Genomic DNA, 15934 nt, shown 5'->3' with positions numbered 1-15934 from the left:
AAGATGCGAAGACCGCCGCTGCAAGTGCAGCGGCGGTCTTCGCGTATTCAAATGCTAGATCTGCCAGCTTCCGGCGATCGGTCCGGCTTCGAGCCAGGCCGAGAAGCCGGTGTAGTCACGGTAGTCCATGGCCAGCAGCAGTTCCTCACCGCTGCGCACCAGCATCACGATGATGAATCCCGGCGGGATTCGCGAGGTTTCCTCATCGGTGGGCTGGCGCGTTCCGGTGATGTCCAGTCCGCGGCGCTCGATCACGAAGCTCGGCACCGGGGAGACAGAGAAAAACCGCAACAGGTCCACATGCGCTCCGCCGTAGCGGCCGATGACCATGATCCATTTGCCCGAGGGCGCAAGGATTGATGCATCGAAGGTGCCCAGCGTGCGCCGCAATTGGATGCGGCGCACGGCCATGGCCCCGAAGAACATGGCGATGCCGATGAGGATCAGCAACGCGATCAGAACTGGTGCGGTTATCTCGAACAATTCATCGCCTACGCTGCGGTACCAAGCACAGCGTTGTCAGCAACGATCACTACGCGATCCGAATCAACGGAGAAGAAGCCCCCATCGATCTGGACCGAGAAGCGGGACTCGGAAACCGGTTCGATTTCCAGGTCCCCAGCGGCAAGCACGGACAGCATCGGAACGTGACCGGGCAGAACACCGATCTCGCCGTCCACCGAACGAGCCTTGACCAGCTTCGCTGCGCCCGACCACACGAAGTGGTCGGCCGCGACGATTTCGACCTGAAGCTCAGCCATGATTAGCTGGCCTTCTGGATTTCGGCCCACTGGCGCTCGACGTCGTCAAGACCGCCGATGTTGAAGAACGCCTGTTCTGCAATGTGGTCCAGGTCGCCATCGCAGATGGCCTTGAAGCCTTCGATGGTGTCCTTGATCGATACGGTCGAGCCCTCGACACCGGTGAACTGCTTTGCGGTGTAGGTGTTCTGCGACAGGAACTGCTGGATGCGGCGTGCACGGGCAACGACGATCTTGTCCTCTTCGCCCAGTTCGTCGATACCGAGGATCGCGATGATGTCCTGCAGTTCCTTGTTCTTCTGCAGGATAGCCTTCACGCGGATGGCTACATCGTAGTGATCCTGGCCGATGTACTGCGGATCCAGGATTCGCGAGGTCGAGGTCAGCGGATCGATTGCCGGGTACAGGCCGCGCGACGCGATTTCACGCGACAGCTCGGTGGTTGCATCCAGGTGGGCGAAGGTTGCTGCTGGAGCCGGGTCGGTGTAGTCATCGGCCGGGACGTAGACAGCCTGCATCGAGGTAATCGAGCGGCCCTTCGTCGAGGTGATGCGTTCCTGCAGCAGGCCCATTTCATCGGCCAAGTTCGGCTGGTAGCCCACGGCGGAAGGCATGCGGCCCAGCAGGGTCGACACCTCGGAACCGGCCTGGGTGAAGCGGAAGATGTTGTCGATGAAGAGCAGCACGTCCTGGTTCTGCACATCGCGGAAGTATTCCGCCATGGTCAGAGCCGACAGTGCCACGCGCAGACGGGTGCCTGGTGGCTCATCCATCTGGCCGAACACCAAGGCGGTGTCCTTGAGCACGTTGGCTTCGTCCATTTCGACCCAGAGGTCGTTGCCTTCACGGGTGCGCTCGCCCACGCCGGCGAATACCGAGGTACCACCGAAGTTGCGTGCCACACGGGTGATCATTTCCTGGATCAGCACGGTCTTGCCCACGCCAGCGCCGCCGAACAGGCCGATCTTGCCGCCCTTGATGTAAGGGGTCAGCAGGTCGATCGACTTGATGCCGGTTTCCAGCATTTCGGTCGAGCCCTCGAGCTCCGAGAACTTCGGTGCCTCGCGGTGGATTGGCCAGCGCTCGGAAACCTGGATCTCCGAGTTGTCAACGTCCAGGGCATCGCCCAGCACGTTGAAGATGTGGCCCTTGACGCCGTCACCAACTGGGACGGAGATGGCAGCTCCGGTATCGATAACCTGAGCGCCGCGGACCAGGCCGTCGGTGGCCTGCAGCGATACTGCGCGGACCAGGCCCTCACCGAGGTGCTGGCTGGTCTCGAAGGTGATCTTCTTGGTTTCGCCGTTGAGGGTCAGCTCAGCGGTCAGTGCGTTGTAGATAGCAGGCAGTGCGTCGGCTGGGAACTCGACGTCCACGACCGGGCCAGTCACGCGCGCGACGCGACCAATGGCCCCTGCGGTAACCTGCTCGTTGAGTTGGGCAGTCATCTTTCTCACTTCTTGTCTGGTCGGAATCTCGGAAATTAGCTGTTCAGCGCGTCGGCGCCGGCAATAATTTCCGAAAGCTCCTGGGTGATTTCAGCCTGACGGGCATTGTTGAGCAATCGGGTGTACTTCTTGATCAGTTCACCAGCGTTGTCGCCTGCGGCCTTCATGGCGCGCTGGCGGGCAGCGAGCTCGGAGGCAGCGGACTGCAGCTGGCAGTTGAACAGTCGAGAATCGATGTAGCGCGGCAGCAGTGCGTCAAGCACTTCCTCCGGCGATGGCTCAAACTCGTACAGTGGCAACAGCTCGTCGGCCGGGGTCTCGGACTCGTCCTCGACAACCTCCAACGGCAACAGACGGATGACCGTCGGTTCCTGCGTGACCATCGACTTGAACTGGGTGTAGACGACGTGGATCTCGTCCACGCCTCCCTGCTCGAAGTCGGTGTCGAAGTCCTCCAGGAGGACATCGCGCAGCTCGCGTGCGGTTTCGAAACGCGGGGAATCGGTTTCCCCGGTCCACACTCGTGCGTACTCGCGTGAGCGGAAATCAAAGTAAGCCTGGGCCTTGCGGCCGACCAAGTAGGTCTTGACTTCCTTGCCTTCTTCACGCAGGAGTTCCACGAGGTGCTCTGCCTGCTTCAGAACGCTGGCGGAGTAGGACCCGGCAAGTCCTCGGTCCGAAGTCATCACCAGGACCGCGGCACGGCGTACCTGCGCCGGCTCGGTGGTCAGTGGATGATCGACATCGGCCTGGGACGCGACGGCGGTTACTGCACGGGTAATCGCATTGGCATACGGCAGCGAGGCCGAGACACGCGTACGTGCCTTACCAATGCGGGATGCAGCGATCAGTTCCATCGCCTTGAAGATCTTGCGCATCGACTTGGTCGATCCGATCTTCTGGCGGTAGACCCGAATCTGGGCTCCCATGTGTGTCCTTTCCTTATCCCCTGCCTTGGGAGGGCGGCGCCGTTACCGGCGCCGCTCCCCCTTGGCAAGGAAAATGTCAGCGCTTCTGCTTGACGATCTGTTCCTGGTCAACGGACTCGGAATCGAGAGCGTCATGCTCTTCGTGTCCGGCTGCGACAAGCTTGTCGTCGCCCTCGCCGAAGAAGCCGGCCTTGAAGTCCGCAACAGCGGTCTTCATGGCTTCCAGAGTCTCGTTCTCCAGCTTGCCGGTCTGGCCAATCACGGTCAGCACATCGGTGCGGTGGCGCAGGTACTCGATGAACTCGCCCTCGAAGCGGCGTACATCCTCAACCGGGACATCGTCCAGGTAGCCGTTGGTGCCGGCCCAGATCGAAACGACCTGGTCCTCAACCGGGTACGGGGTGTACTGGCCCTGCTTGAGCAGTTCCATCAGGCGTGCGCCACGGGTCAGCTGCTGCTTGGAAGCGGCATCCAGGTCCGAAGCGAACATTGCGAATGCCTGCATGTCGCGGTACTGAGCCAGTTCCAGCTTCAAGGTACCGGATACCTTCTTCATGGCCTTGACCTGTGCCGAACCGCCAACGCGGGATACCGAGATACCCACGTCGACAGCTGGACGCTGGTTGGCGTTGAAGAGGTCCGACTGCAAGAAGATCTGGCCGTCGGTGATCGAGATGACGTTGGTCGGAATGAACGCGCCCACGTCGTTGGCCTTGGTTTCGATGATTGGCAAGCCAGTCATCGAGCCTGCACCCAACTCGTCCGACAGCTTGGCGCAACGCTCAAGCAGGCGGGAGTGCAGGTAGAAGACGTCGCCTGGGTAGGCTTCGCGTCCTGGCGGACGGCGCAGCAGCAGGGACACGGCACGGTAGGCTTCAGCCTGCTTCGACAGATCATCAAAGACGATCAGAACGTGCTTGCCGCCGTACATCCAGTGCTGGCCGATGGCCGAGCCTGCGTATGGAGCCAAGTACTTGAAGCCGGCTGGGTCCGATGCCGGGGAGGCCACGATGGTGGTGTACTCCAGGGCGCCCTGCTCTTCGAGGGTCTGGCGGACGGCAGCGATGGTCGATGCCTTCTGGCCGATTGCCACGTAGATGCAGCGGACCTGCTTGGTCTGATCGCCGGACTCCCAGTTGGCACGCTGGTTCAGGATGGTGTCGACCGCGATGGCGGTCTTGCCGGTCTGGCGGTCGCCAATGATCAGCTGGCGCTGGCCACGGCCGATCGGGATCATGGCGTCGATAGCCTTCAGACCGGTCTGCATTGGCTCGTGCACGCTCTTGCGCTGGGTCACGCCTGGGGCCTGGAGCTCCAGGGCGCGGCGGCCCTCGGAAGCGATTGGGCCCAGGTTGTCCAGTGGCTCGCCCAATGGGTCGACCACGCGGCCCAGGTAGCCGTCGCCGACTGGAACCGAAAGGATCTCGCCGGTGCGCTCTACCTTCTGGCCAGCTTCGATGCCGGTGAAGTCACCAAGCACAACGACACCGATTTCGCGGGTATCGAGGTTCTGGGCCAAGCCCAGGGTGCCATCTTCGAACTTCAGCAACTCGTTGGCCATGACGGAAGGAAGGCCTTCCACTCTGGCGATGCCGTCGCTCGCGGCGACGACGCGTCCCACCTCGGTGCGCTCTGCCTTACCCGGTTCGAAGGAAGATGCGAACTCGTTTAGGGCATCGCGGACGTCGTTGGCATTGATGGTCAAATCGGCCATCTGCAGTCCCTGCTCTCCTAAATTGTGATCCGGCCCGACGGGCCGAATCGAATGTGAATGAAGTCTGTTGTGGTCCTGGCAGCCAGGAACACCGGGCGAAGGATCGCTCCTCGCGCCCAATGAGTCCTAGCTGGCCAAGGCGCGGCGCAACTCGGCCACGCGTGATGCCACGGAAGCGTCGACAACTTCGTCGCCAACCTTGACTACCAGGCCACCAACCAGCGATGGGTCGGTAGTGGTGTTGAGCTTGAGCTGACGACCGTATAGCTTGTTCAGGCTGCTCTCCAGGCGCGAAAGCTGGGCTTCGGAGAGTTCGATGGAGCTGGTCACCGAAGCGATCCAGCGCTGCTGGCGCTTGGCCACGAGCTCTACGAAACGTCCAACCAAGGCTGCCGGCTTCAAACCGCGGGGGTTCGAAACTGCCTGCGAGATCAAAACCTGCGAGGTCTGCGACGCGTTAGGCACGAGCTTCAGCGCGAGTGCGCGCTTAGCCTCGACTGGGGCCTGTGCATCATCCAACGCACGCTGCAGCTCGTGATTGCCACGAACTACCTCGATGAAGGAGAACAGATCCTGCTCCAGCTTGTTCAGCCCCGAAGCGCCGTCCTGCTGTTCCGCCACCGCGGCAACCGCGGTGACAGCCAGCGTTTCGAGCGCATCGCTAATGTCGCGTTCCGAGCTCCAGCGGGTAGAAGCCAGCTGTGCAACGGTGTCCTCGGCGTCAGCCGAGACCTTTCCGCGCAGCAGCTGAGCCAAAAGGCCTGCCTTGTCGGCATTCCCACGGGCTGGGTCAGTCAATGCGCGGCGGAGACCGGCATTTGCATCCAGTACTTCCAGGACCGCGAACAGTTCCTTAGGCAGCTCAATAGATGCCAGTGCCAGCTTGGGTTCCAGGAACTCCAAAGCCTGTGCCAGTGACTCGCTCGATACACTTGCCATTAGTTCGATGCACCTGCGTTCTGCTGAGCTTCCAAATCGGTCAGGAACTTGTCAACCACGCGCTGGGCACGGGCATCGTCCTGCAGAGCTTCGTCAACAACCTTGCTTGCAAGCTCGGTAGCCAATGCGCCCACGTCGGTGCGGAGCGAAGCCAGTGCGGATACGCGCTCAGCCTCGATCTGGCGGTGCGACTGCTCGGTGATGCGAGCTGCCTCATCGGTTGCCTTGGTCTTCAGATCGGCGAGGATCTGAGCACCTTCGCTACGAGCTTCCTCACGGATGCGGTTTGCTTCGGTGCGTGCTTCCAGAAGCTGGGCCTTGTACAGTGCCAAGGTCTCCTCTGCTTCCTTCTGCGCTGCTTCAGCCTTCTCAAGGCCACCTTCGATCGCGGTGACGCGATCTTCATAGGATTGCTCGAACTTCGGAGCAATCACCTTGATGACGATGAACAGAAGGACCGCGAAACCAACACCCGTAACGAGAATTTCCCACGGGTTCGGCAACAGCGGGTTGACCGATTCGCTCGCAGCGAGGATGAAATCAGTGCTGTTCATTCTCACTATTCCTTATCTACTAGTTTCCGCTTTTGTGTACGCCTCGCGATAGTGGCGAGGCCACTACAGTTGCGAAAAGACTAGGCGCCTACGACGAAGGCGAAGACCAGGCCCAGGATGGCCAGTGCTTCAGTAAGTGCGAAGCCAAGCAAGGCGATTGGCTGCAGGATGCGCTGAGCTTCTGGCTGACGAGCAACACCATTGATGTAGGCAGCGAAGATCAAGCCAACGCCGATAGCCGAACCGATAGCAGCCAGGCCGTAGCCGATCATATTCAGGGAGCCGTGCAACATGTGATTATGTTCCTTTCAAGATACCGGGCTTTTGCCGGTAGGTTGTGAGGTATTCCTTGAGCGACTCAAGGAAGATCTTTATGGGTTGGAAGAAAGAAGTGTTGGCCTAGTGGGCGTCGGCTTCAATTGCACCTTGGAGGTAGATCGCGGTCAGCAGGGCGAAAACGAACGCCTGCAGGCACATGATCAGAAGTTCCAGGAAGTACATAGCGACCGATCCGATGATGACCAGCACGCCGAGGCCGTTCATGGCCAGGGAGTCCTGGACAACGATCAGGTGACGCGCGCCGGACGCTGCCAGCATCACGATCATGTGACCGGCCAGCATCGTTGCCATCAAACGCAGCGAGTGCGTCAGCGGGCGAACGATGAAGTTAGAAATGATTTCCAACGGAACCATCAGCGGCATGATCCAGCCCGGAACACCGGACGGGACGACAGCCAGCTTGAAGTAGCGGATACCATGGTTCTTCAGGCCTACGGCAATCCAGGTGCCGTAGATGATGATAGCCATCGCGTAGGCAGAACCAGCGTGTGAGAACGATGGAAGCTGCAGGAACGGAATCGCGCCGAAGAGGTTGTTCAGCAGTACGAAGAAGAAGGTCGCGAACAGCAGAGGAATCCAAGGACGGAAGTTCTTCTCGCCGATGATGTCGCGGCCAATTCCGTTACGTACGAATGCGTAACCGGTTTCAGCGATGTACTGCATCTTGCCTGGAACCAATTTAGGGTTCTTGATGGCCGCGGTGAAGAACCAAGTGATGAGCACGATCGACAAAACGATCATGAGCATCTGCTTGCCGAAACCCGTGCCGTACTCCGCCATCCAAGGGAAGATATCTGGAAGGTGGGTATCGGAAACGGATGGCGGTACGAAGCCGCCTTCTTCTGAGGCCATTGGGAGCGCAAACGCGAACAACGCGCTGTCCTCTCTGCAGTAACGGTCACGGGCAAAAGGCGGTGACTGGCGGTAACTGCCTCTCACCGTGTGAAGAAAAGATCAAACGGGGATCCCATCACGGCCCATGCCAAAGCATCAACCCTGATGAAGGTCCATCTGCGGGTCTCCCCGCGGATGCATCTTGCATAAACCGCCCGCGGTTCAGCGGACGGCCAAAAATGACCCGAAGTAAGCTTATCAAACTCACAGCACCCCACCGACACAAAGTCGGGCGGAATACTCTATTCCTCGTTGTAGATAGCCAGGCGTGCCTTCATGAAGGCACGCACCTCGCCAACCTGCCAGGCAACAAGGGAAATAGCTGCTGCAAGAACGAATCCCTGGCGGTTGACCCATTCGGGCAACCCCAGGTTCAACAGCACGAAGGCGATGCCGAATACCTTGATGACAAAAACGCCCAGGAATGCGGGCATGGCCCACGATCGGCGGATTCGCCCGGCAGCTTCGGCGATGAGGATGCCAATTGCGAAAAAGCCGATCACGATCCCGGCAGCCAGCGCGCCAGAAAGCGCATAGGTGAGATCAGCTACCAGCCATGAAATCAGGAAAAATATGGCGGTAGCGATCGCCGAATACACCAGTGACAAGCCGAGAATCGGCAGCCAGATGGATTTCGGGGCTGACGAAGCACTGACGCGGGCAGAACCAGAATTCACGTCCGCAACCTTTCTTCGTCAACACCGAGGGACCATCGCGCACCCATCGATGCTGATGAAACTTGAAACTCCCGCCCGTTCCCGAAAAGAACAGGAGGAAGAAGATCCACATTGAATTCTACACGAGATAGAAACAGATTGCGCATGCATTACTTGGCTAATTAACCGGGCTAGGCCTTGCCCATGCGCTTGCGCAGGGCATCGACCCGCTTGATCACCAGCGGACGCCACGTGGCCACCGCTGCCACTAGGAACAACAGCAAGGCCATCGGCACCACCAGGATGACCGGGATGAAGGCAATGGACACCACTGAGACAGCAATCACGGCAGCCCAGAGGTACAGCAGGATCACCGACTGGCGCACCGAATGGCCCTGGGCCAGCATCCTGTGGTGGATGTGCTTGGCGTCCGGTGAAAAGGGTGAGCGTTTGTTGGCCAGCCGGCGGAAGACCGAGAGCACAAGGTCCAGGACTGGTAGGAACACGATGACCATCGGCAGCAGCATCGGCATGTAGGCAGGGATGTTGCGGAAGCGCCGCGCCTCCAGCCCCTGCACATCCCCAGTCACCGCGATCGCGGCCACCGAGAGGACCATGCCGATGGCCAGCACCCCGGTCTCCCCCATGAAGATATTCGCCGGGTTGAAGTTGTGCGGCAGGAAGCCCAGGCAGGCGCCGAGCAGCAGCGCGCAGAGCAGCGCCCCGATGTTAGCGTAGTCATCCGCGCTCACATGCGTGGCCAGCACATAGGAGTACACGAAGAAGGTCGCCGCGCCAATGGCGGCCAGGCCCGCGGCCAGGCCATCGAGCCCATCGGAGAAGTTGATCGCGTTCATGGTCAGCACGATCAGGAACACCGTCACCGCAATCTGCAGCCACGGCTCATCGATCTGCCACGAACCGACCGGCAGCGACTGGATGACGATTCCGTGGGTGGCGATCAGCCAGCCGATCAGGATCTGCCCGGCGAGCTTCAGCCACCACTTCAAGTCGAACATGTCATCGGCCAGGCCCATGAGCACGATGACTCCCAGCGCATAGGCGATGCCACGGATGGCTTCGTCATTGCCGAAGACCCCGCGGAAGAAATGGAAGTTGCTCGCGAGCCACAATCCGGCGGCGAAGGCGGCGATGATTGCCAGCCCGCCGAACTTCACGATCGGCTTTTCATGCTGGTCGCGCTCGCGCACCAGCTGGTTCCCGGTAAAGCGCTGGCCGAGCGTGCGCACGATCGGCGTGAGCAGGAACGAGACCGTAAAGCTGAACGCTATGAGCAGGACATAAGTTCTCATGCGCCGGTTTCCGGTGCGTCCTGTCCCAAATCGAGAATTCCAGGGACAACCACGCGCAATTCCTCAATGGAAATTGCGCCCGAGCGGACTACCTGCAGGTGCGCACCGGTGCAATCGATGATGGTCGAGGGCAGGACTTCTTCGCCGGCCGCGCCGCGCGGACCGCCGTCGAGGTACACATCCACCGACTCGCCCAGCTGGGCGATGGCCTGCTCCACATCCAGCGCCGCCGCGTTGCCGGTGCGGTTGGCCGAGGACACTGCCAGCGGGCCGGTCTGGCCCAGCAGTTCCAGGGCGGTGTCGTCGTTGGGCACGCGCAGCGCGACGGTGCCGCGGGTCTCCCCCAGATCCCAGGTCAGCGACGGCTGGGCGTGCAGGATCAGGGTCAGGCCGCCTGGCCAGAAGGCTTCGGCCAGCTTCCGGGCCTCATCGGGGATGTCCCGGGCCAGCCCGTCCATGGTGGCGGTCTGGGCAATCAGCACCGGTGGCGGCATGGTGCGGCTGCGGCCCTTGGCCGCCAGCAGCATCGCTACGCCCTGGGCGCTGAAGGCATCGGCGCCAATCCCGTAGACGGTATCTGTGGGCAAGACGATGCAGCGCTTGTCCGCCAATGCGGCCTTGGCTGCGGCGATGCCATCAGCGTGTTCCTGCTCGTTGCTTACCGAAAATGTTGTGCTCACGGGATCATTCTTTCATGCGCTGGTGTGTCGTTTGGTTATTGGGGCGCGTAGCCGGATGTGGCGCGGGCGCGCCCGGTGAGGTCCTGGTGGCCTGCAACCTGCGTGAATCCTGCTTCGCGCAGCATCGCGGCCGCGCTCTCGCGCTGCACTTCGGCGTGTTCCATCACGTACCAGCCGCCGGGACGCAGCAGCTTCAGGGCCTGGGCGGTGACGGCACGCGGAACCTGCAGCCCGTCCTCCCCCAGCCCGTACAACGCCATCTCCGGGTCGTGCTCGCGCACCTCGACCTCGCGCGGCACCGCATTCGGCGGGATGTACGGCGGATTGGAGATCACCAGATCCATGGTGCCTTCGAGCTGGGCGGGCACCTGCGTGGCATCCTGGTGGAGCACGGTGACCCCGTGGGGTTCGCAGTTGGCCCGGGTGTAGCCGATGGCATCATCCGAGAGCTCCACGGCCCAGACGCTGGCCGTCGGCACCTCGCTGGCCAGGGCCGCGGCAATGGCGCCGGAACCCGAGCACAAGTCGATGCACCGCGGGCTGCCGATCCCGTGGGCCGCCAGGAAATCAAGGCCCAGCTGCACCACGGTTTCGGTTTCCGGCCGTGGGGTGAAGACCCCCGGCCCGACCTTCAGTTCCAGGTAGCGGAAGTAAGCGACGCCGGTCAGGTGCTGCAGCGGGATGCGGGTGCGCCGGGCTGCCACCAGCGCGGTGAACTGCTCCCGGTGCGCCGGCTGAAGGCCGTCGCCGCGCAGCTCGCGCAGCTTCAGCTGCGCGCGGTCGATGCCCAGCACATGGCAGAGCAGCAGATCGGCGTCGACGCCGGGGCTTGGCACCCCGGCGTCGGCCAGCGCCGCAATCGCCTGGCGGCGTACGGCAGATAGTTCTTCCAAGGCGCAGTTACTCGCCCAGCGCAGCCAGGCGCTCTTCCTCGTCCATCTGGATGCAGGAGTCGACCACCGGCTGCAGGTCGCCGTCCATCACGGCGTCCAGGTTGTAGGCCTTGTACCCGGTGCGGTGATCCGCAATGCGGTTCTCCGGGTAGTTGTAGGTGCGGATGCGCTCGGAGCGGTCCATGGTGCGGATCTGGCTGGCGCGCTGCGCAGAGTTCTCGGCGTCGATCTGTTCCTGCTGGTGGGCCAGCAGGCGCGAGCGCAGCACGCGCATCGCGGCTTCGCGGTTCTGGATCTGCGACTTCTCGTTCTGCATTGCCACTACGATGCCGGTGGGCAGGTGGGTGATGCGCACCGCGGAGTCGGTGGTGTTCACGGACTGGCCGCCTGGGCCCGAGGAACGGTAGACGTCGATCTTCAAATCATTCTGGTGGATATCGACTTCTTCGGGCTCGTCCACTTCGGGCAGCACCAGCACGCCGGCGGCCGAGGTGTGGATGCGGCCCTGGGATTCGGTGACCGGCACGCGCTGCACGCGGTGCACGCCGCCCTCGAACTTCAGCTGGGCGTAGACGCCTTCTGCCGGGTCGTTGGAGTTGCCCTTGATGGCCACCTGGGCGTCCTTGTAGCCGCCGAGGTCGGACTCGTTGTAGGAGATCATCTCGACCTTCCAGCCCTTGTGCTCGGCGAAGCGGGTGTACATGCGCAGCAGGTCCGCGGCGAACAGCGCCGCTTCGTCGCCGCCTTCGCCGCCCTTGACTTCGAGGATCACGTTGCGGCCGTCGTTCTCATCGCGCGGGATCAGCAGGCGGCGCAGCTTCTCCTCCAGCGCCGGCAGCTCGGCGGTCAGGGTTTCGACCTCTTCGGCGAAGTCCGGATCCTCGTCGGCCATTTCCTTGGCGGCTTCCAGGTCCTCGGTGGCGGTGTTCCACTTGTTGTAGGCTTCGACGATGCCGTTCAGCTGGGCCGAACGGCGGCCGAGCTTACGGGCCAGCGCCTGGTCGGCGTACACCGCTGGATCCGAGAGCTGCGCCTGGATGGCTGCATGCTCTTCTAGTAGCGATTTGACGGACTCGAACATGGTGGTGTGCTTCCTTGTTGGCGTTTTCCGCGCAGTGCCGGCGCTTGCTGCGTTCCTGGGCACTGCTGGAATTCAATTCTAGACGCTGCGCCGGCGGTCACCGGCGTGCGAGGTGTCACTACGCGCCGATGGCGTCCAGCCAGCTGCCGAGGTGGCAAGCTGGCTGGACGCCATGGCGGTGGATGGTGCTAATCCTTGTTTGGAGTGGTCTTGTTGACCAGCATCAGGAATTCCGCGTTGGACTGGGTCTCGCGGATCTTCCCGGTGAGCACCTCCAGTGCCTGCTGCGGATCGATGCCCGAGAGCATGCGGCGCAGGCGCCACATGATGCGCACCTCTTCGGCACTCATCAGCTGCTCTTCGCGGCGGGTCGAGGATGCGTTGACATCCACCGCAGGGAAGATGCGCTTCTCGGCCAGCTGGCGCGAGAGGCGAAGCTCCATGTTGCCGGTGCCCTTGAATTCCTCGAAGATGACCTCGTCCATCTTGGATCCGGTCTCCACCAGTGCGGTGGCCAGGATGGTCAGCGAGCCGCCGTTCTCGATGTTGCGGGCGGCACCGAAGAAGCGCTTCGGCGGGTACAGCGCCGCCGAGTCCACGCCGCCGGAGAGGATGCGTCCGGAGGCCGGTGCTGCCAGGTTGTAGGCGCGGCCCAGGCGGGTCATCGAGTCCAGCAGGACCACGACATCCATGCCCATTTCCACCAGGCGCTTGGCGCGCTCGATGGCCAGCTCGGCCACGGTGGTGTGGTCATCTGCCGGGCGGTCGAAGGTCGAGGCGATGACCTCGCCCTTGACCGTGCGCTGCATGTCGGTGACTTCTTCGGGACGCTCGTCGACCAGCACCATCATCAGGTGCACCTCTGGGTTGTTGATCGTGATGGCGTTCGCGATGGACTGCAGGATCAGGGTCTTGCCGGCCTTCGGAGGCGAGACGATCAGGCCGCGCTGGCCCTTGCCGATCGGGGCGACCAGGTCGATGACGCGCGGGCCGACCAGCTTCGGGTCGGTTTCCAGGCGCAGGCGCTCGGTCGGGTACAGTGGCACGAGCTTGTTGAACTCGACGCGTTCCTTGTTGTCTTCCGGCTTCTTGCCGTTGACGGAGGTCAGCTGCACCAGGGCGTTGAACTTCTGGCGCGGGTTCGGGGTCTCGCCCTCGCGCGGCTGGCGGATGGCGCCGACGATGGCGTCGCCCTTGCGCAGGTTGTACTTCTTGACCTGGCCCAGGGTGACGTAGACGTCGTTCGGGCCGGGCAGGTAGCCGGAGGTGCGGACGAACGCGTAGTTCTCCAGCACGTCCAGGATGCCGGCGATCGGCAGCACGACATCGTCTTCGCTCAGCTGCGGCTCGTCGTCATCACGGCGGTTGCGGCGGTTGCGGTTGTTCCGGTCGTTGCGGTCGTTGTTGCGCTCACGGCGGTTGTTCCGGTCATTGCGGTCATTGTTGCGCTCGCGGCGCTCACGGCGGTCATTGCGCTCGCTGCGTTCCGAACGCTCCTCGGTGTTCTCCGAGTCGTTCGAGTCGTTGTTGCGATCATTGCGATCGTTGTTGCGCTCGCGGCGGTTGTTCCGGTCATTGCGATCGTTGCGATCGTTGCGATCGTTGCGATCGTTGTTGCGCTCGCGACGCTCTTCGCGGCGGTCGGTGCGCTCTTCGGCGTTCTCCGGCTCGGCGGCGTCATTGCGCTCGTTGTTGCGCTCGCGGCGGTTGCCACGCTCACGGCGGTTGCCGCGCTCGCGGCGCTCTTCGCGTGCTTCGCCGTTGTTCTCGGCGTTCTCTGCCGGTGCCTCGGCTGGCTCGGTGCCCTGCTCTGCAGCCTGCTCAGCTGGCTTGCTGCTGCGCGAGTTGCGGCGCTGGCGCGGGGCCTTGGCTTCCTCTGCTGGGGCCTGCTTCTCGGCAGGTGCTTCGGCGGCTGCTTCCTTGGTTTCGGCAGCAGCGGCAACCTTGCCCGAGTCGGTCACGCGGCGCGAGGTGCGGCGTGCGCGAGCAGGCTTTTCTGCCGGTGCTTCGGCAGCTGCCGCGGTTTCCGGTGCGGCGGTGGTATCGGCCTCGGCCTGCTCCTTGGCTGCGGCCTTCGGAGCGCGGCGTGCGCGGGCCTTGGTTTCCTTGGCCGGCTCGGCGGCGGCTTCGCCCTTGGCTGCAGGTGCTTCGGCCTTGGCCGACTTCGCTTCCTGCGCGGCCTTGGCTTCCTGCGCTGCCTTGGCATCCTTGGCGGCAACGGAGCCGCCGCGCTGGTGGTCGCCGATGGCCTTGACCAGATCGGCCTTGCGCATCCGCGAACCGCCGGTGATGCCCAGCTGCGAAGCCAACTGCTGGAGCTGGGTCATTTTCAAGGAGGCCAGACCGGCGCTCTTGTTTTCGGAAGTCTTGGTGTCCACGCCTTCGTTGAGGCTCGTGGTTTCGGTCACGAAAGTTCCTTCTGACTCGTAGGATGGGCCGCTTCAGGCAGGCCCACTATGCCGTAAATGATGTTCCGTAGCCGAAGATTCCGTGGCTACTTCACTTTCTCCCCGCAAGATAGCCCAGAATTCGGAGCAAAACTGCGGTGGATTAAAGAAACTGATATCCCCTGGGCACGAAGACGTACCTGGATGCGGGATATCAAAGGTGCTGCGAACTGCAGGGAAATCCGGAGCGGCTGGAGGGATGAAATGGGGTTCAAGAACCGAATTTATCCGCATCAACACTGGCCACAAATGATTCGGACCGGGCTACTGCCCAGCGATCCGGCCTGCCATGGTGTTACAGCACTTCTACTGTAACACCGTTATTGGCAAGCTTGGGAACTTCAGCACGCCAAGACACTGAAGAACTCGCAGAAAATTCGTTGATCACCGCTTGCACGGCAGCTACCTGGTCCTCGCTGGATACCAGGGTCATCACCGTTGGGCCGGCACCGGAAACCACTGCGGCCAATCCGGCATCGCGCAGCTTGGCAATCAGTGCGGCGCTTTGCGGCATGGCCGCAGCCCGGTAATCCTGGTGCAGGTAGTCCTTGGTGCCGCCCAGCAGCTGGCTTGGGTCATTGCTCAAAGCGTGGATCAGCAAGGCGGCACTAGCGCTGTTCGCCGCGGCCACCGCATGCTCGATATGCGAGGGCAGTGCACCACGGGCCACTTCGGTGGACAGCCCGTTGGAAGGGATGGCCAGCACCGCACGCAGATCCGGGTGCAATGGCACCTGCACGGAGCTGAAGCTGCCATCGGGATTCGTGGCAGAAATGCTCAAACCGCCAAAGACCGCAGGGGCCACATTATCCGGGTGGCCTTCCCACGCGGCCGCGGCCTGGAAGATTGATTCGGTTCCACGACGTGCCTCTGCTGGCAGCAGCGCGTCGGCCGCAGCATAGGCGGCAACGATCGCCGCTGCGGACGAGCCCATACCCCGAGCATGCGGAATGCGGTTATGCGCCACTAGTTCCACGCCTACCGGGGCGAAGCCGGCGTCTTTCCAGTAGCGGTGCATTTCCTTGATGATCAGGTGGGATTCATCGCGTGGCAGCTCATCGGCCCCGTCACCGAAAATCTCGACGCGGCTGGAGTGCGCGGTGCCCACCTCAAGGCGGTCGCGGTATTCCAGGGCCAGGCCCAGCGAATCGAAGCCAGGGCCGAGGTTGGCGGAGGTAGCCGGCGGGGAAACGATCAACTTCTGGCCCAGGGCGATCTGCTGCGTCATGGTTCCTTCAAGAATTCGGTGCGAGTGGTAATGGGTGCGCAACGGCCCGCCACGGCCG

16 protein-coding genes are annotated in these 15934 nt (G+C 62.3%); all 16 read right to left on the bottom strand.

Annotated features, from left to right (window positions below; genetic code table 11):
- Positions 1–54: 54 nt before the first annotated feature.
- The 16 genes from ACR9WD_RS06355 to thrB all read right to left on the bottom strand — a co-directional run bounded on the left by ACR9WD_RS06355 (position 55) and on the right by thrB (position 15876).
- Entirely contained in the window at positions 55–483 is a 429-nt protein-coding gene (locus tag ACR9WD_RS06355) for a DUF2550 domain-containing protein (protein WP_066137627.1), read from the bottom strand.
- A gap of 8 nt (positions 484–491) precedes the next feature.
- The gene (locus ACR9WD_RS06350) at positions 492–761 is read right to left on the bottom strand and encodes a F0F1 ATP synthase subunit epsilon (RefSeq protein ID WP_038990466.1); all 270 of its coding nucleotides are present in this window, start codon (positions 759–761) and stop codon (positions 492–494) included.
- Positions 762–763: 2 nt separating this feature from the next.
- Complete coding sequence (gene atpD, locus ACR9WD_RS06345; protein WP_038990465.1) at positions 764–2209, bottom strand: F0F1 ATP synthase subunit beta; 1446 nt, start codon at positions 2207–2209, stop codon at positions 764–766.
- A gap of 35 nt (positions 2210–2244) precedes the next feature.
- Positions 2245–3138: a F0F1 ATP synthase subunit gamma gene (locus ACR9WD_RS06340; RefSeq protein WP_066137623.1), complete on the bottom strand. Its 894-nt coding sequence runs from the start codon at positions 3136–3138 to the stop codon at positions 2245–2247.
- Between the two features lie 76 nt (positions 3139–3214).
- Positions 3215–4852, bottom strand: coding sequence for a F0F1 ATP synthase subunit alpha (gene atpA / locus ACR9WD_RS06335; protein ID WP_038990460.1), 1638 nt, complete (start codon positions 4850–4852; stop codon positions 3215–3217).
- A 126-nt stretch (positions 4853–4978) separates the two neighbouring features.
- Positions 4979–5791 carry a F0F1 ATP synthase subunit delta gene (locus ACR9WD_RS06330; RefSeq protein ID WP_434922973.1) on the bottom strand — a complete coding sequence of 271 codons (813 nt, stop codon included), beginning with the start codon at positions 5789–5791 and terminating at the stop codon, positions 4979–4981.
- The gene (locus ACR9WD_RS06325; protein WP_038990457.1) at positions 5791–6345 is read right to left on the bottom strand and encodes a F0F1 ATP synthase subunit B; all 555 of its coding nucleotides are present in this window, start codon (positions 6343–6345) and stop codon (positions 5791–5793) included. Before ACR9WD_RS06325 ends, ACR9WD_RS06330 begins: the two co-directional genes overlap by 1 nt.
- Positions 6346–6425: 80 nt before the next feature.
- Positions 6426–6638 (bottom strand): F0F1 ATP synthase subunit C, encoded by a 213-nt coding sequence (locus ACR9WD_RS06320; RefSeq protein ID WP_073707641.1) that lies wholly within the window; start codon positions 6636–6638, stop codon positions 6426–6428.
- 106 nt (positions 6639–6744) lie between these two features.
- Entirely contained in the window at positions 6745–7536 is a 792-nt protein-coding gene (atpB, locus tag ACR9WD_RS06315) for a F0F1 ATP synthase subunit A (protein WP_083515384.1), read from the bottom strand.
- A 284-nt stretch (positions 7537–7820) separates the two neighbouring features.
- Positions 7821–8255, bottom strand: coding sequence for a hypothetical protein (locus ACR9WD_RS06310; RefSeq protein WP_052253623.1), 435 nt, complete (start codon positions 8253–8255; stop codon positions 7821–7823).
- Positions 8256–8425: 170 nt separating this feature from the next.
- Positions 8426–9547 (bottom strand): MraY family glycosyltransferase, encoded by a 1122-nt coding sequence (locus ACR9WD_RS06305; protein WP_038990454.1) that lies wholly within the window; start codon positions 9545–9547, stop codon positions 8426–8428.
- On the bottom strand, positions 9544–10227 hold the full coding sequence (locus ACR9WD_RS06300; RefSeq protein WP_038990453.1) for an L-threonylcarbamoyladenylate synthase: 684 nt from the start codon (positions 10225–10227) through the stop codon (positions 9544–9546). The genes ACR9WD_RS06305 and ACR9WD_RS06300 overlap by 4 nt, the downstream gene beginning before the upstream one ends.
- 35 nt (positions 10228–10262) lie before the next feature.
- A complete protein-coding gene (gene prmC / locus ACR9WD_RS06295; protein ID WP_434922972.1) occupies positions 10263–11120 on the bottom strand; it encodes a peptide chain release factor N(5)-glutamine methyltransferase in 858 nt (285 codons plus the stop codon).
- Between the two features lie 7 nt (positions 11121–11127).
- Positions 11128–12201 carry a peptide chain release factor 1 gene (prfA, locus tag ACR9WD_RS06290; protein ID WP_038990452.1) on the bottom strand — a complete coding sequence of 358 codons (1074 nt, stop codon included), beginning with the start codon at positions 12199–12201 and terminating at the stop codon, positions 11128–11130.
- 188 nt (positions 12202–12389) lie between these two features.
- Positions 12390–14609: a transcription termination factor Rho gene (rho, locus tag ACR9WD_RS06285; protein WP_434922971.1), complete on the bottom strand. Its 2220-nt coding sequence runs from the start codon at positions 14607–14609 to the stop codon at positions 12390–12392.
- 334 nt (positions 14610–14943) lie between these two features.
- Positions 14944–15876 (bottom strand): homoserine kinase, encoded by a 933-nt coding sequence (thrB, locus tag ACR9WD_RS06280; RefSeq protein ID WP_073707645.1) that lies wholly within the window; start codon positions 15874–15876, stop codon positions 14944–14946.
- Positions 15877–15934 lie beyond the last annotated feature (58 nt).

The organism is Glutamicibacter sp. PAEs-4 (assembly GCF_051161755.1).
GTDB classification, from domain to species: Bacteria; Actinomycetota; Actinomycetes; order Actinomycetales; family Micrococcaceae; genus Glutamicibacter; species Glutamicibacter nicotianae.
Note: the sequence above shows the minus strand (reverse complement) of the source record. Positions and strands in the feature narration are given on the sequence as shown.

Coding starts and splice junctions, on each gene's coding strand:
- ACR9WD_RS06320 (WP_073707641.1), bottom strand. CDS start 6,638: ATGTTGCACGGCTCCCTGAATATGATCGGCTACGGCCTGGCTGCTATC.
- ACR9WD_RS06350 (WP_038990466.1), bottom strand. CDS start 761: ATGGCTGAGCTTCAGGTCGAAATCGTCGCGGCCGACCACTTCGTGTGG.
- ACR9WD_RS06305 (WP_038990454.1), bottom strand. CDS start 9,547: ATGAGAACTTATGTCCTGCTCATAGCGTTCAGCTTTACGGTCTCGTTC.
- ACR9WD_RS06330 (WP_434922973.1), bottom strand. CDS start 5,791: ATGGCAAGTGTATCGAGCGAGTCACTGGCACAGGCTTTGGAGTTCCTG.
- atpD (WP_038990465.1), bottom strand. CDS start 2,209: ATGACTGCCCAACTCAACGAGCAGGTTACCGCAGGGGCCATTGGTCGC.
- atpB (WP_083515384.1), bottom strand. CDS start 7,536: ATGGCCTCAGAAGAAGGCGGCTTCGTACCGCCATCCGTTTCCGATACC.
- prfA (WP_038990452.1), bottom strand. CDS start 12,201: ATGTTCGAGTCCGTCAAATCGCTACTAGAAGAGCATGCAGCCATCCAG.
- ACR9WD_RS06340 (WP_066137623.1), bottom strand. CDS start 3,138: ATGGGAGCCCAGATTCGGGTCTACCGCCAGAAGATCGGATCGACCAAG.
- ACR9WD_RS06325 (WP_038990457.1), bottom strand. CDS start 6,345: ATGAACAGCACTGATTTCATCCTCGCTGCGAGCGAATCGGTCAACCCG.
- atpA (WP_038990460.1), bottom strand. CDS start 4,852: ATGGCCGATTTGACCATCAATGCCAACGACGTCCGCGATGCCCTAAAC.
- thrB (WP_073707645.1), bottom strand. CDS start 15,876: ATGACGCAGCAGATCGCCCTGGGCCAGAAGTTGATCGTTTCCCCGCCG.